General features: G+C 68.7%; 13 protein-coding genes and 6 pseudogenes. 14 read left to right on the top strand and 5 right to left on the bottom strand.

Going from position 1 to position 12,429, the window contains the following annotated elements; genetic code table 11:
- Nucleotides 1–108: 108 nt before the first annotated feature.
- Nucleotides 109–2,301: a WD40 repeat domain-containing serine/threonine protein kinase gene (locus MXD61_RS26915; protein ID WP_248816216.1), complete on the bottom strand. Its 2,193-nt coding sequence runs from the start codon at nucleotides 2,299–2,301 to the stop codon at nucleotides 109–111.
- Nucleotides 2,302–2,402: 101 nt separating this feature from the next.
- On the opposite strand from MXD61_RS26915, the pseudogene MXD61_RS26910 reads away from it, so the two are divergent.
- Both MXD61_RS26910 and MXD61_RS26905 read left to right on the top strand, forming a co-directional pair.
- Nucleotides 2,403–2,927: pseudogene (locus tag MXD61_RS26910) on the top strand (transposase); the annotation flags it as partial.
- Between the two features lie 296 nt (nucleotides 2,928–3,223).
- Nucleotides 3,224–3,685 carry a flavodoxin family protein gene (locus MXD61_RS26905; protein ID WP_248816215.1) on the top strand — a complete coding sequence of 154 codons (462 nt, stop codon included), beginning with the start codon at nucleotides 3,224–3,226 and terminating at the stop codon, nucleotides 3,683–3,685.
- 113 nt (nucleotides 3,686–3,798) lie between these two features.
- Here the strand turns inward: MXD61_RS26905 and MXD61_RS26900 are convergent, their stop codons facing one another.
- Nucleotides 3,799–4,176 carry a helix-turn-helix domain-containing protein gene (locus MXD61_RS26900; RefSeq protein WP_248816214.1) on the bottom strand — a complete coding sequence of 126 codons (378 nt, stop codon included), beginning with the start codon at nucleotides 4,174–4,176 and terminating at the stop codon, nucleotides 3,799–3,801.
- 138 nt (nucleotides 4,177–4,314) lie between these two features.
- Between MXD61_RS26900 and MXD61_RS26895 the strand changes: the two genes are divergently transcribed.
- The 3 genes and pseudogenes from MXD61_RS26895 to MXD61_RS29075 form a co-directional block, all read left to right on the top strand.
- The gene (locus MXD61_RS26895) at nucleotides 4,315–4,905 is read left to right on the top strand and encodes an MBL fold metallo-hydrolase (RefSeq protein ID WP_248816213.1); all 591 of its coding nucleotides are present in this window, start codon (nucleotides 4,315–4,317) and stop codon (nucleotides 4,903–4,905) included.
- Nucleotides 4,833–5,177 (top strand): MBL fold metallo-hydrolase, encoded by a 345-nt coding sequence (locus MXD61_RS26890; protein WP_248816212.1) that lies wholly within the window; start codon nucleotides 4,833–4,835, stop codon nucleotides 5,175–5,177. The genes MXD61_RS26895 and MXD61_RS26890 overlap by 73 nt, the downstream gene beginning before the upstream one ends.
- A 304-nt stretch (nucleotides 5,178–5,481) precedes the next feature.
- A pseudogene (locus MXD61_RS29075) lies at nucleotides 5,482–5,574 on the top strand (TetR family transcriptional regulator); the annotation flags it as partial.
- 156 nt (nucleotides 5,575–5,730) lie between these two features.
- Here the strand turns inward: MXD61_RS29075 and MXD61_RS29070 are convergent.
- Nucleotides 5,731–6,362, bottom strand: a pseudogene (locus MXD61_RS29070) (CoA transferase); the annotation flags it as partial.
- Here MXD61_RS29070 and MXD61_RS26870 point away from each other — a divergent pair.
- The 4 genes and pseudogenes from MXD61_RS26870 to MXD61_RS26855 form a co-directional block, all read left to right on the top strand.
- Nucleotides 6,359–6,844: pseudogene (locus tag MXD61_RS26870) on the top strand (transcriptional regulator); the annotation flags it as partial. The pseudogenes MXD61_RS29070 and MXD61_RS26870 overlap by 4 nt on opposite strands.
- A 76-nt stretch (nucleotides 6,845–6,920) precedes the next feature.
- Nucleotides 6,921–7,166, top strand: a complete 246-nt coding sequence (locus tag MXD61_RS26865) for an AbrB/MazE/SpoVT family DNA-binding domain-containing protein (protein WP_248816207.1) — start codon at nucleotides 6,921–6,923, stop codon at nucleotides 7,164–7,166.
- The gene (locus tag MXD61_RS26860) at nucleotides 7,163–7,570 is read left to right on the top strand and encodes a type II toxin-antitoxin system VapC family toxin (RefSeq protein WP_248816206.1); all 408 of its coding nucleotides are present in this window, start codon (nucleotides 7,163–7,165) and stop codon (nucleotides 7,568–7,570) included. Before MXD61_RS26865 ends, MXD61_RS26860 begins: the two co-directional genes overlap by 4 nt.
- A gap of 134 nt (nucleotides 7,571–7,704) precedes the next feature.
- Nucleotides 7,705–7,947: pseudogene (locus tag MXD61_RS26855) on the top strand (flavodoxin); the annotation flags it as partial.
- 100 nt (nucleotides 7,948–8,047) lie between these two features.
- On the opposite strand, the gene MXD61_RS26850 reads toward MXD61_RS26855, so the two are convergent.
- The gene (locus MXD61_RS26850) at nucleotides 8,048–8,710 is read right to left on the bottom strand and encodes a TetR/AcrR family transcriptional regulator (protein ID WP_285223403.1); all 663 of its coding nucleotides are present in this window, start codon (nucleotides 8,708–8,710) and stop codon (nucleotides 8,048–8,050) included.
- Between the two features lie 231 nt (nucleotides 8,711–8,941).
- On the opposite strand from MXD61_RS26850, the gene MXD61_RS26845 reads away from it, so the two are divergent.
- The 3 genes and pseudogenes from MXD61_RS26845 (at nucleotide 8,942) to MXD61_RS26835 (ending at nucleotide 10,213) form a co-directional block, all read left to right on the top strand.
- Nucleotides 8,942–9,325 carry a cupin domain-containing protein gene (locus tag MXD61_RS26845; RefSeq protein WP_248816204.1) on the top strand — a complete coding sequence of 128 codons (384 nt, stop codon included), beginning with the start codon at nucleotides 8,942–8,944 and terminating at the stop codon, nucleotides 9,323–9,325.
- Between the two features lie 44 nt (nucleotides 9,326–9,369).
- Nucleotides 9,370–9,747: pseudogene (locus tag MXD61_RS26840) on the top strand (MFS transporter); the annotation flags it as partial.
- A gap of 130 nt (nucleotides 9,748–9,877) precedes the next feature.
- Nucleotides 9,878–10,213 (top strand): hypothetical protein, encoded by a 336-nt coding sequence (locus MXD61_RS26835; RefSeq protein WP_248816202.1) that lies wholly within the window; start codon nucleotides 9,878–9,880, stop codon nucleotides 10,211–10,213.
- Nucleotides 10,214–10,351: 138 nt separating this feature from the next.
- Here MXD61_RS26835 and MXD61_RS26830 read toward each other — a convergent pair whose 3' ends face one another.
- Nucleotides 10,352–10,777 carry a helix-turn-helix domain-containing protein gene (locus MXD61_RS26830; protein ID WP_308222861.1) on the bottom strand — a complete coding sequence of 142 codons (426 nt, stop codon included), beginning with the start codon at nucleotides 10,775–10,777 and terminating at the stop codon, nucleotides 10,352–10,354.
- A gap of 84 nt (nucleotides 10,778–10,861) precedes the next feature.
- Here MXD61_RS26830 and MXD61_RS26825 point away from each other — a divergent pair, with 84 nt between their 5' ends.
- Together MXD61_RS26825 and MXD61_RS26820 are read left to right on the top strand one after the other, a co-directional pair.
- Entirely contained in the window at nucleotides 10,862–11,932 is a 1,071-nt protein-coding gene (locus tag MXD61_RS26825; protein WP_374629625.1) for a zinc-binding dehydrogenase, read from the top strand.
- 309 nt (nucleotides 11,933–12,241) lie between these two features.
- A partial coding sequence (locus MXD61_RS26820) for a helix-turn-helix domain-containing protein (RefSeq protein WP_251080679.1) occupies nucleotides 12,242–12,429 on the top strand: 188 nt, incomplete at its 3' end.

Here is a 12,429-nt window from a genome sequence, read left to right as displayed (position 1 = left end):
TACCGCCCCCGGACTGCCCCCGGAGCATCCTGGTCGTTGCCCGGGGACAAGGCCGGGCAGCGGAACGCCTGGTACTTCGAAGCGAGATCCCACTCGCGGAGTCACAAGTCAGCCGACGCTCCACAGGCGGACCAGGTGGTCGCCGCCGGCGGTGACGAGGGTGTGTCCGTCCGGTGAGAAGTCGACCGAGATGAAGCCGGGGCTGGTCAGCGGCTCACCGAGCCGGCTTGGCGCGGCGGGGTTCGTGACGTCCCAGAGCAGTACCGTGTGGTCGTCGCTGGCGGTGGCCATCGTGCGCCCGTCCGGTGCGAAGGCCACCGAGACGACGGTCGCGGTGTGGTCGGTCAGCGGTGGGCCGAGGGGGCGGGGCGTCGCCCGGTTGGTGACGTCCCACAGCTGGACCGTTCTGGCGTCCCCGGCGGTGGCGAGCACCCGGCCGTCCGGGGAGTAGGCGAGGCCGTAGACATAGGCGGCGGCTGCGGAGGGCAGCTCGGCCAGCGGGCTGGCGTTGTTCGGCGTCGAGGCGTCCCACAGCAGGACCCGTGGACCGTTGCCGCTGGCCAGGCTGCGCCCATCCGGCGCGAAGGCCACCGCGGCCGTGCTGCCGTCATACCGCGTCAGCAGCACCGGTCTGGTCCGGTCCGACACATCCCAGAGAACGAGCGAGTCGTTGCCACCGCCGGACGCGAGCCGCCTGCCGTCCGGTGAGAACGCGATCGAGTACACGTAGCCGAGGTGGCCGCTCAACGGCTGGCCGATGGCACGCGGGGCAGTCGGTTCGCTGATGTCCCACAGCCGCAGCGTGCGGTCGCCGCCGACGGCGAGAGTGCGGCCGTCCGGGGCGAACGCGACCTCCTCCACTCGGCCCGGATGCGTGATTGCCCTGGTCCCGAGGTCACGGGGCGCGGCGGGGTCGGACACATCCCACAGCAGGACGACCTGGTCGTCACCGGCGGTCGCCATCAGCCTGCCGTTCGGCGAGAACCGCGCCGTCCACAGCGCCGCGGTGTGCGCGGTCAGCGGGGAGCCCAGCAGCCGGGGGGCGTTCCTGGTACCGGGCGGCGCCGGCGGCCTGTCGGTGGTGGACGTTGATGGCGAGGCACCGGACGGCGGGCTCTGCGGGCCGGCCGTGGCCACGTGTGTTCCGGCGGCGTCGTCGCTGTCATCACCGTCGTTCAGGGTGATGGTCAGCAGGGTCCCGATTCCGGCGAGCAGCGCGATCACGATCGCCGCGGCGACGGGACGGCTGGGGTGCCGGAGACCGGCCAGCGGGCTTCCACCGCTTCCCGGCCCCGCGGAGCCACCCGCGTCAGGCGCGGGACGCGGGGTCGGGGTCGGAGGTGCGCCCGGTGTCGCGTGCGCGCCCTGGAATGCGTGCGGTGCCGGGGTCACGTCCGCGGTCGGGGTCTCGCTCGCGGTCGGGTGTGGGTGACTGTCGGCTGCCGCGCGGATGTCGTCGTCGAGGCGCGCCGGGATCCTGGAGCGGGCCAGCCAGCCCGGGCCGAGCTCGGTGGCGGCGGCCTGGGCCAGCTCCAGGGCGAAGGCGTGGGCGGACGGCTGACGGGCCGCGGGCTCCTTGGCGAGTGCGCGCATCAGTACCTGGGAGATACGGGCGGGAACACCGTCCGGCGGTGGCGCCGGAACGTTCAGGTGGTGGGCGATGAGCGACGGAGCGGACAGCCCGGCGCCGTACGGCGGTCGTCCGCTGAACAGCTCGTACAGCATCGTCCCGAGGGAGTACAGGTCGGTGGCGGCGCTGAGCCGTCCCGCGAGCAGCTGTTCGGGGGCCATGTACCGGGGCGTGCCGACGACGGCGCTTGCGCTCGCGTCCGCCGCCGCGCCTTCCACCATCTTCGCGATGCCGAAGTCGGTGACCTTCAGCAGCCCGGAGCGGTCGAAGAGGATGTTCTCCGGCTTGATGTCGCGGTGCAGCACCCCGTTGCGGTGGGCGCACTCCAGCGCGTCCGCCACCGCCAGCCCGACCGCGCACGTGGCCTCGGTGGTGATCCCCGCCGCGCGGCGGGTCAGCGTTCCGCCCGGCAGCAGCTCCATCACGATCAGATGGAGGTCGTCCACGGTAACGGCGTCGAAGACCCGAACGATGTGTGGATGGTCCAGGAGCGCGAGCAGCCGAGCCTCGGATGTCCCTGTCTGCCTGATCGGCAGAACCTTGACGGCGACGTCCCGGCCCAGCTCACGGTGCCGACCGGCCAGGACGACTCCGAACGCCCCCCGACCGAGATGGGGGCCCAGATCGTAGGCGGGCAGCGCCGCAGCGAGCTGCGCCTCGTTGAGAATCACACCGCAAACCTTGCACAGGCCGTTGGTGGGTATCGCGAGACCCATGGAATTCGGGACGTGCCCGGGCCTTCGGGGACCGGCGCCCGGCAATTCACCGGGGCCTGGCCATCGGTGCGGACGGCGTCCAGTTGGTCATCTCCGATGCGCACCGGGGGTTGACCGCCGCGGTGAGCAAGGTGCTGACCGGCGCCTCGTGGCAGCGGTGCCGGGTCCACTTCCAGCGCAACGTCGCTGTTCGGGTGCCCAAGCATGCCGCGTCGATGGTGACGGCCACGATCGGGACGGTCTTCGCGCAGCCGACCGCCGAGCTGGTGCGCGCCCAGGTCGACACCGTCGCGGACTTCCTGGAACCGCACTGGCGCAAGATCTGGTCGAACAACCCGTTGGAACGGTTGAACCGGGAGGTCAGACGCCGCACCGACGTCGTTGGGATCTTCCCGAATCGGGAAGCGCTGCTTCGTCTCGCGACCGCCGTGCTCATGGAGACCCACGACGAGTGGCAGGTCTCCGACCGGCGCTACCTGTCCGAGGAATCCATGCGGAAAATCAGGGAGCGAAGCGCGAATCGATCTACACCGCGCCACGAGGCGCTATCCGGCTACCAGGCAGGGCCTTCGGGCGTTTGACGCACACCGCTTGGATGTTGCGTGGCGCGCGTGGAGTTCCCGAAGCCGCAGATTGAGGCCCAGCCGATTCCGGTGGGCATGAAAATCCACCTCGCCTATCGGGAACCGAATGGCTGGATCTCTCCCCGTCACTGCTTCGGAGATATGGACGCAGCCGCCCGCTACATGGATGCGATTCACCACCTTGCCGGCCACGATGCTGCACGGAGGCGTGTTTGGGTATATAGCCCGTGCACCTGTCCCTGACCACTTGCCCACCTTCTCGTATGAGGGGGTGGGCCTTAGCTTGGTAGGGTATGGCTGTGGCGAAGCTGCTGGTGGTCCATCACACCCCGTCCCCGACCATGCAGGAGATGCTAGAGGCCGTTCTGTCGGGTGCTCGGACGGACGAAATCGAGGGCGTGGAGGTTGAGGTTCGGCCGGCACTCTCGGCCACGGCCTCGGATGTATTGGCTGCCGATGGATATATTCTTGGTACTCCGGCGAATATCGGATATATGTCGGGGGCTTTGAAGCACTTTTTTGATGGTGTGTATTATCCTTGCCTTGAAGCAGCCATCGGTCGGCCGTATGCCCTCTACGTCCACGGAGGCAGCGACACCACAGGCGCCGTACGATCGGTCGAGACGATCACTGCGGGGCTGCGGTGGAGGCGCTCGCGGGAGCCGCTGACGGTGGTGGGAGCGCTCGACACTGCTGCTCGCGAAGCGTGCTGGGAGTTGGGGGCGACCGTGGCGGCCACGCTCGCGGACACGTAGCATAACCATCCGAATCGTCTGACAGGAGGTCGAGGGTCTCGCGTATCGACGCGTACTCGGCATCGGAGATCAGCATCACGTCCGCGCGCCCGTTGCGCGTAATCGTAAAATGATCAGCTTTTTTGGCTACCCGCCTCGGCCAGCTCGGCGATCCGGGCCTTCGCCTCCGTGTCACCTCCGCGATCGGCGACGGCCCACTGGCCGAGCAGGAGAAGCTGCTCGCGCAGGGAGACCCCGCGGTCGGTGATGGAGTACTGCACGCGGGCGGGCCGGTCACCGAGTGACGTGCGACGGATGTATCCGTCAGCTTCCAAACCGCGCAGGGTTCGGGTCAGCACGCGGCGGCTGATCCCCTCGATAGCGCGGTCAAGCTCATTGAAACCGTAGGCACGCTCGGCCAGCAGTCGGATGACCACCAGACTCCATGTGTCGCCGACGCGGCGCAGCAGGCCTGTCACCGGGCAGTCCCGGCGTTGCTCCTCGGTCACCACCCACGCGGCGGCGCTCCGGTCAGCCGCGGACCTTGGGGTCGCCTCACCGGCAAGTCGAAGTGGGGACTCCGTGGACTCGGCAGTGGACATTAATGTGCCTTCTTCCCCACGACGGACGCCCCGTCCAGGCTATCCGTCATGGACACCCTGGAGGTCGGCGCCGTGTCGCTGACGCGGATCCCGCACGTCGAACACTGGACGCTGGCGTCCGCCGACTTCTTCCCCGGCACCGACCCGGACACCTGGACGGCACACCAGTTCCGGCTGGCGCCCGCGCATTGGAATCCCGACACCGACCAGGTGCGGATCGCCGTCCAGACCTGGCTGCTGCGCAGCGCTGGCCGGACCATTCTCGTCGACACGGGCCTGAGCGCGTCGGTGATCCGACCGGGGGCTCCGGCGGGCGCGGACCTCCCCGCCCGGCTCGCGGCCACGGGCGTCACCGTGGCCGACGTCGATCTGGTGATCTGCACGCACCTGCACGCCGACCACGTCGGCTGGAACACTCGGCAGGGCGCTGATGGTGGCGGCTGGACGCCGACGTTTCCCAATGCCCGCTATCTTTTCTCCCGGCCCGACCTCGACTTTTTTCACCCCGACGTGCTCGTCGAGCAGCCCGGACGCTCGGCCGCCGTATTCGCCGAGTCGATCGAACCGTGCTACAGGCCGGCCAGGCCATTATCTGGGAAGAATCCCATACGATCGACGAGAACCTGCGCCTTGACCTAGCGCCCGGTCACACACCCGGGAGCGGGGTCGTCACTGTGGAGTCGGCTGGCGAACGGGCGGTGCTTGTCGGTGATCTGGTGCACAGCCCCGCCCAGTTCTGGGAACCGCACGTGTCCAGCTGCTTCTGCCATGACCCGCGGCAGGCAGTAAGGACCCGTCAGCGGATACTCGGTCACGCCGCCGAGGTGAATGCTCTGGTCATCCCCGCCTACTTCGGCGGGGAGCGGGCCATGCACATCCGCCGCGACAACAACAGGTTCACGCCACGCTGAGGCCAGCCGCCGGACGGGGGCCGGCGAAAGGTTGCGAAAAGTGGCGGTCCCGTGACCAGGGGTTGGCGCATTTCCGAGATTGCATCTGTTATCCCTGCTTGGAGCAATCATCGGTCGGCCGTACGCCCTGTACGTCCACGGTGGTTCTGACGCCACGGGCGCGATCCGGAACGTGGAGACGATCGCAACCGGTCTGAACTCGAACCTCGGGCTACCGGCGAGCCTGTCCCGAGGACGACGGCGGTGGTCACGAGATGACATCCTGCCGAACCTGGTGGAGGCGGATCGAAGCGAGGGTGTCTGGGTCGAGGGCCTCGCCCAGGCTGGACCAGCCCTGCTGGCGACCAGCGCGACCTCCTACGCCGCGCTGGCGCGGTGGATCGACCTGTTCGTCAACGGGTGCGCCCAGTGATCAGGAGGTGGTCGCGGCGATCCAGGTCTGTCGCCAGGCCAGGTATGCAGGCGCCGGTCCTGCACGGCGTGAGATCCACTTCCGGCCGGCGGGGTCTTCCGGTGACGAGATCGCGGTCGGACGCGGTGGTGGCCTGGTCCGTCAGCGGAAGGTGGGCTGGTCGCCGCCCCATGAGTGCGCGGGGAAGGGGTAGTCGTCGAAGCGGGGGATCGCCGGGCGCGCGGTGGTGACCTGGCCATGGGTGACCGGCGCCGCGGGAAGAGGCGCGGCGGCCGGCGGATGATGGGTGTCGGGGCCGGGGGCGGCGAGGAGCCAGGTCGCGGTGCGCGCGAGGGAGGCGGCGACGTTGCGGTCCCGGCCGTCGGCGGCGCGCGCCGCCAGCGCGTCGATGATCGCTGCCGCGAGGACGTAGCCCGTGGCGTGGTCGAGCGCCTGCGCGGGCAGGGCGCCGGGCGTCACGCCGTCGCCAGGTCCAGGAGCGCCGAGCGTTTGCCCTGGCCGGTGTCGAGGTGCTGCCAGCTGATCTCCGCGGGAACCGGCGGGTCCAAGCGCAGGACGTCCGCGCCGAGCAGGGCGAGGGTCCGTCCACAGACCGGTCCCGCGAGGACGCGGGTGAGGTCGAGTACCCGCAGACCCGCTAGGGGTAGCGCGCCGCCTGCCAGGGTGAGTGCGGCGTCGTCGTCGCGTTCCGTGGTGTGCACCAGTGGTCCGGTGGCGGCGGTCGCGCCGGGAGCCGAGGCTCGCCATTCGGCCTCGGTCCGGACCCGGGCTGCTCGGAGCGCTGGCCCGGGCGTTGCGCCTGTCCGAGGACGAGCGCGACCACCTGTTCTACCTGGCCGGTCACCAACCCCAGCCGGCTGACGGGGTGGCCCACCTGGCCCGCGCCGGTCTGATCCGCATGCTCGACCTGCTCGGTGACACCCCGGCCCTGGTGATATCCGACCTGGGCGAGGTCCTCGCCCAGAACCGGGCCGCCTTGCTGGTGATGGGCGACCACGCTGGCCACTCCGGCGACCGCCGCTACATCGCCCACCGCTGGTTCACCGACCCCGCTGCCCGCGCCGTCTGCCCGCCCGAGGAACAGGAAAATCACGCCCGCCAGCTCGTCGCGGACCTGCGCGCGGTCGCCGGTCGCCGCTCTGGCGACCCCATGGTCACCGGGCTCGTCGACCGGCTGCAGGCCGCCAGCGCGGACGCCGAAACCCGCGAGCGGCTGGATCTGCTGCGCGTACTCGGCACCCAGGAATTCCCCTCGGACCGGCGGCGGCCGGCGTGTGATCCAGGTGGCCGCGGAGGAAGCCGCCCTGGGCAGTCGATGGTAGATTTCTGGCATGCGGACTGCCATTGACGCTGCGGGGCGCGTCGTCATCCCCAAGGCGCTGCGTGATGCTCTCGGGCTTACGGCGGGCCAGTCGTTGGAGATCGTGGAGCGAGACGGGCGGCTGGAGATCGTGCCGGCACCAACTCCGATGACGCTGGTGGATGAGGGCGAGGGCGTGGTTGCCGTTGCCGGGACGGACATGCCGGTACTGACAGCCGACCTGGTACGCACGACATTGGAGCGAACCCGGCGATGAAGGCCGTCGACACGAGTGTGGTCGTGGCCTGCTTCGCCAGTTGGCACGAGCACCATGCCGTCGCGCGCAAGGCCATGGCATGCCGGCCGCGCCTGGTGGCGCACGCGGCGGTCGAGTCCTACTCGGTCCTGACCCGCCTTCCGCCCCCGCACCGGGCGTTGCCGTCGACCGTGCACACGTTTCTTACCGAGCGGTTCACCGATCCGTTTCTCACCTTGTCGGAGCCGGGCTACCAGGAACTCCTGGCCACAGTGGCGGCCCACCAGATCCTGGGCGGCCCGGCTTATGACGCCCTGATCGCCTTCACGGCGGCGGAACACCAGGCGACCCTGATCAGTCTCGACCAGCGAGCCACCGCGACCTACGAAGCCATCGGAGTCACCGTGGAGCAGCTCGCTTCCTGACGGGCTGACCAGCCCGCTCCTGGCGCCCGCAGCTGATCCCGTAGCCCACAGGCCGCGTTCAGCCCGGTCGGCTCCCGTTCCGGTCAATGCTGGGACGTACCTCAAAGTAAAACGTCGTTGACCAGGGTTCGGCACATTTCTGCGACCAGATCCACTACCCCTGTCTGGATGCAACCGTCGGGCGGCCGTACGCGCTCTACGTCCACGGCAACTCCGACACGACCGGCGCGGTCCGCGGGGTCGAGGCCATCACCACCGGTCTGAAATGGAAGCGTCTACGTGACCCGCTCGCCGTCGTGGGCGACCTGTCCGCTGCTGACCGTGAGGGCTGCTGGGAGTTCGGGGCGACGGTCGCGGCCAGTCTGATGGCCGAGTGACTCGGCTGGGCATCTGATCGACAACGAGCGCGGAGAGGTCTCACCCACGGCCTGACGGCTGAACGCTCGGGCCATCCCCGTAGTGGGGCAACCGGTACTGCTACGCACGGTTGGGTTCGCCGCGATCTGGCAGGTTTCGGAGAAATCCGTCAACGAGGTTGCGCAGGCCGAGAGAGTAGGTGTCCCGGCTGGCCAGGCTGGCCCAGCGTTCCCCGAGCGCCGCGAGGTGCGGTAGTTCGGTGGCGTCGGCCCCACGTATGAGGTCGTCGCGCTGGGCCGGACCGCGCTTTTCGGCTCGCTGACGGTCACGGTTCGCCCGGACGAGGATCTCTCCGGCGGTGTAGTACCAGATGCTCCGGTACAGGTCGACGGCCTGCTCCGGTGTGCATCCGCACTCGATGGCCCCGGCGAGGAGTGCCTCCACCATCCCCAGCGCTGCCCGGCCCACCCGATCATCCTGGATCAGAACCCCGACGACCCACGGCCAGGCGGCCAGCGTCTCCCGGATGACCGTCGCGGCCGTGATGATGCGTTCTCGTGGGTCGGCTGGCATGGCAGGGCGGGGCATCTGCTCCGCATAGTCGTCCAGGAGCTGTGTGAGCAGATCGTCCTTGTCGCGGACGTGGTGGTACAGAGTCGTCGACGCGGTGCCGGCCTCCGCGGCAAGTCGGCGCATGGTCAGTTTTTCCCAGCCGTCCCGGTCGATCAAGCGGCGTGCTGACGCGATGATGTCCGCGCGGGAAGTGCGCGGCGGGCGACCCATCCGGCCGCGAGCCGGGACCGAGGAGTCTGCCGCTGTCACGGGTTCATCATGCCCCGGCTCGACGGCGCTGTCGGTGAGTGTCCTGGATCACGTTGCCGGCCGCGGCTCGACTCCAAGCGCCGCCTGAGCTACTTTTCGAACGTGTTCCTAAAGTCGCCTCAGGCGGTCGGCGCGCTTCCAGCCCAACCGCCGTCATGCCGCAGACCCCTCGCGAGCCTAGGAGGCCCGTTGATGGACCTGACTCCTGTCGACCTGTTCACCGCTGTGCTGCGCCTGCGCCCTGACGGAACCGTCACCGTCGAGGAACGGCGGATGGATGCCGATGACGAGGGCTGGACGGTCAGCCTCACGCACGCGGAGACCGACCACGACCTCCACAGCGACCACTGGGAAGTGCATCCCGAAAGCGAGGAGGGTGTGTGCGTGCTGTCCGGGCAGGTCCGCCTCTATCTGCGGCAGGAGGAGGCTGAAGGCGCGCAGACTGTGATCACCCTGGGTGCCGGGACCGGCTTCGTCGTCCCGCGCCATCGCTGGCACCGTTTCGAACTGGATGCTCCGAGCGATCTGATGAGCATCGCACTGCGCCTCGGCTCCCGGTTGGAGAAGCGGGCGTGACGGACCCCAAGACCATTGTTCCCACCACCACGGCGAACCAGACAATCCCGAGGTACCCGTCCGAGAAGTTCGCCCGGTGGCTTCTCGTGGTCGTGTTGCTGGTACAGGCAATGGTGGCGCTGGACACCTCGGTGGTGAACGTGGCGCTGCCGCATATCCGGTCCGCGCTCGACTTCAGCCCAAGCGGCCTGACCTGGGTGGTCAATGCTTACTCGCTGACGTTCGGTGGCCTGATCATGCTGGGCGGCCGGATCGGCGACATGGTCGGGAGGCGCCGGGCGCTGCTGGCCGGGCTCGTCGTCTTCGGGGTGGCGAGTCTGACCGGAGGGCTCGCCCAGAGTTCAGGGGAGCTCATTGCTTTCCGGGCCATGCAGGGTGTCGGCGCGGCCGTCCTCGCTCCCATCGCCTTCACCCTCATCACGGCGTCACCCGATAGCAGAAGCGGGCACGCTTCTTAGCGATACGACCGATGCGGGGACCGCCGCTGACGCCGCAGCGTTCGGCGGCGTGCGTCTCACAGGCTCAGAACTGATCTCGGCGTTATGATCAACCATGGCTGTGCGGCGGGTGAAGGTGATGGCCGACTACTACGCTTTTCCGTTGTGGGCCGAAGGCGTCGAGCTGTCGCCCGAAGCGCTGCCGCTGACCGACGTGCTGCGTGACGAGCTCGCCCTGTGGTCGGCCGACTACACCCGCATACTGATCGCCAACGGCTACAGCTGGCCGAGCGAACAGGTCCAGGCCGACTGGAACAAGCGAGGCTACGCTCTGGCGATCCGCGTAGCGCGGGAGCTGGGGCCTTCTTACGAGGTCGTGTTCTTCGATGATCTACGACAGCGCATCACCACACTGAACGGTTCGAGTCGGACCAGCCGTCGCCAAAAGTGACTTCTTCCTGACCAGGGTTCGGCACATTTCTGCGACCAGATTTGCTATCCGTGCCGCAAGGTCGGCCGTACGCCCTCCACGTCCACGGCGGCTTTGCGGTGTCGGGGCCATCGTCACCGGGCTGAAGTGGAAGCACCGTCAGCGTTGTTGATGACTGCTTCTGGACTCGTACGCGCCGCGCGCTGCAAGCACGTCGTTGATGTTCCGCTCGGCCCAGATGCGTAGCGATGCGATAGGTGCGCTGATGCTGCGTCCGAGGGGGGTGAGGGCGTACTCGGTGCGCGGTGGGACTTCCGGGTACACGGTCCGGGTGAGCAGACCATCTCGCTCCAGGCGACGCAGGGTCTGCGCAAGCATCTTCTCGGAGATTCCGTCAATTGTGCGGCGCAGCTCCGCGAACCGATACGTCCCCGCACCGAGCGCGTCGATGATCAAAATCGTCCACTTGCTCGCGAGGTGATCCAGGACATCCCGGGTGGGACAGCCGGCGCTGTAGACGTCGGCTGGTAGGCCGGACGACGCCACCAGGGGCCGGGGGCCCGATTCGTGAGACGTGTGATCCACGACCGAAGCGTAGCCCATGAGGAAAGTAGCTTACTGAGAAGTGGGTACTTCCCAGTTGGGACGTGGCCGTAGAGCGTCTTCCCCATGAGTGAAACGTCGAGCGCACCGAGTCCTGGTTCCGTCGTACCGACGCCCCTGACTCAGGCGCCGGGTGCCGGGCGCACATGCCGCGCCGTCGGATTCGACAGGACCGGCGGGCCAGAGGTCCTGATCCGGCGAGACCTCGTCCAGCCCGAGCCCGGCCCGGGTGAGGTCGCCGTACGGGTCGCGTACGCGGGCGTGAACTTCGTCGAAGTGCTGCAACGACGCGGGGCCGTTCCCGTGCCCGCCCTGCCGTTCGTCCCGGGCCTGGAAGTGAGTGGTCACGTCGCCGCTGTCGGCCCGGGCATCGTTGATCTTCCTGTCGGCACCGCGGTAGCCGCTTTTACGATTGTCGGAGGGTACGCGGAGCTCGTGAATGTCCCGGCCGCTCGGGTGTTCCCGCTCGTCGGCGCTGCCGCCGGGATGTCGTTGGAGGCCGCCGCGGCAGCCGTGACGATCGGGACGAGCGCGGTGGCGATGCTGACCGAACTGGCACGGGTCGGACCGAGGTCGGTGGTCGTCGTCTCCGCCGCCGCGGGTGGGGCGGGTGCGGCCATCGCGGCCGTCGCCCGGCATCTCGGCGTCAGCGTTCTCATCGGGACGGTGGGTTCGGCCGACAAGGTCCAGGTCGCCCGGGCCCACGGGTACGACATCGTCGTGCCACACGCAGAGCTGGCGACAGCCGTGCACCGTGCGACTGGTGGCCGGGGCGCCGACGTGGTGCTCGACTCGGTGGGTGGCCAGGTCTTCGAAGCCGGCCTCGCCGCGCTCGCCCCGAGGGGGCGGTTGGTGAAGTTCGGATCGGCTGCTGGAAGGACCGAGTCCTTGCCGTCGCCGATGGCACTCGCCCTGGCCAACGTCGCGGTCATGGGCTGGAGCAGCATCGATCTGGCACTCGCCGCCCCTGAGATCATCGCCCCGGCCACGGAGAAGGCGCTCGCCCTGGTAGCCGACGGGTCACTCGTCATTCCCGTCCAGGAGGTGTTCGATCTCAGCGACGCCGCGAAGGCGCATCGGCTGTTGGAGGGTCGGCGGACCACCGGAAAGCTGCTTTTGCTGGCTGGACAGGCCTGACCGGGCGGACGTGACGCGGCCGGCGTGGAAACCTGCCTGCTTGAGTACCTACGTCCCCGCTGGCTGGGCAGGGCGCAACGCTGCCGGTTGCTGTCGTGCCCTTCTTCGCCAGGACCAGCCAGGCGCCGTCGGAGACATCCTCGTTCACGTCGAGCCAGGCCCGCCAGGCGAGATCCTGTCGGTGGCGATCAGTAGCTCCGGTGTGGCGGCGGTACGAGTCTTGGGGTTGGCCGACTCCCGTGACCGGGAAACGTAGCGCGCAGGCCCCGTCCTTCAGGGCGGGGTCAGCGCGTCAACTCGGCTGCCAGAATGACCGGGGAATCGTGTATTCTGTCAGGTGTGGGAAGTCGGGTGGTGAAGCGGGCGTACCGCTACCGTTTCTACCCGACCCCGGAACAGGCCGAACAGCTCGCGAAAACGTTCGGTTGTGTCCGCTACGTGTACAACCGGGCACTTGCCGAACGGCACCGGGCGTGGTCCCAGGAACAGCGGCGGAT

This window comes from Frankia sp. AgPm24 (assembly GCF_023243055.1).
In the GTDB taxonomy this organism is placed as follows: domain Bacteria; phylum Actinomycetota; class Actinomycetes; order Frankiales; family Frankiaceae; genus Frankia; species Frankia umida.
This window is presented reverse-complemented; position numbering and strand designations above follow the sequence as displayed.

Bases quoted from the DNA above. Each gene is read 5' to 3' on its own strand.
- MXD61_RS26905 (WP_248816215.1), top strand. From the start codon at position 3,224: ATGGCTGTGGCGAAGCTGCTGGTGGTCCATCACACCCCGTCCCCGACC.
- MXD61_RS26895 (WP_248816213.1), top strand. From the start codon at position 4,315: ATGGACACCCTGGAGGTCGGCGCCGTGTCGCTGACGCGGATCCCGCAC.
- MXD61_RS26865 (WP_248816207.1), top strand. From the start codon at position 6,921: ATGCGGACTGCCATTGACGCTGCGGGGCGCGTCGTCATCCCCAAGGCG.
- MXD61_RS26860 (WP_248816206.1), top strand. From the start codon at position 7,163: ATGAAGGCCGTCGACACGAGTGTGGTCGTGGCCTGCTTCGCCAGTTGG.
- MXD61_RS26850 (WP_285223403.1), bottom strand. From the start codon at position 8,710: ATGGGTCGCCCGCCGCGCACTTCCCGCGCGGACATCATCGCGTCAGCA.
- MXD61_RS26845 (WP_248816204.1), top strand. From the start codon at position 8,942: ATGGACCTGACTCCTGTCGACCTGTTCACCGCTGTGCTGCGCCTGCGC.
- MXD61_RS26835 (WP_248816202.1), top strand. From the start codon at position 9,878: ATGGCTGTGCGGCGGGTGAAGGTGATGGCCGACTACTACGCTTTTCCG.
- MXD61_RS26825 (WP_374629625.1), top strand. From the start codon at position 10,862: ATGAGTGAAACGTCGAGCGCACCGAGTCCTGGTTCCGTCGTACCGACG.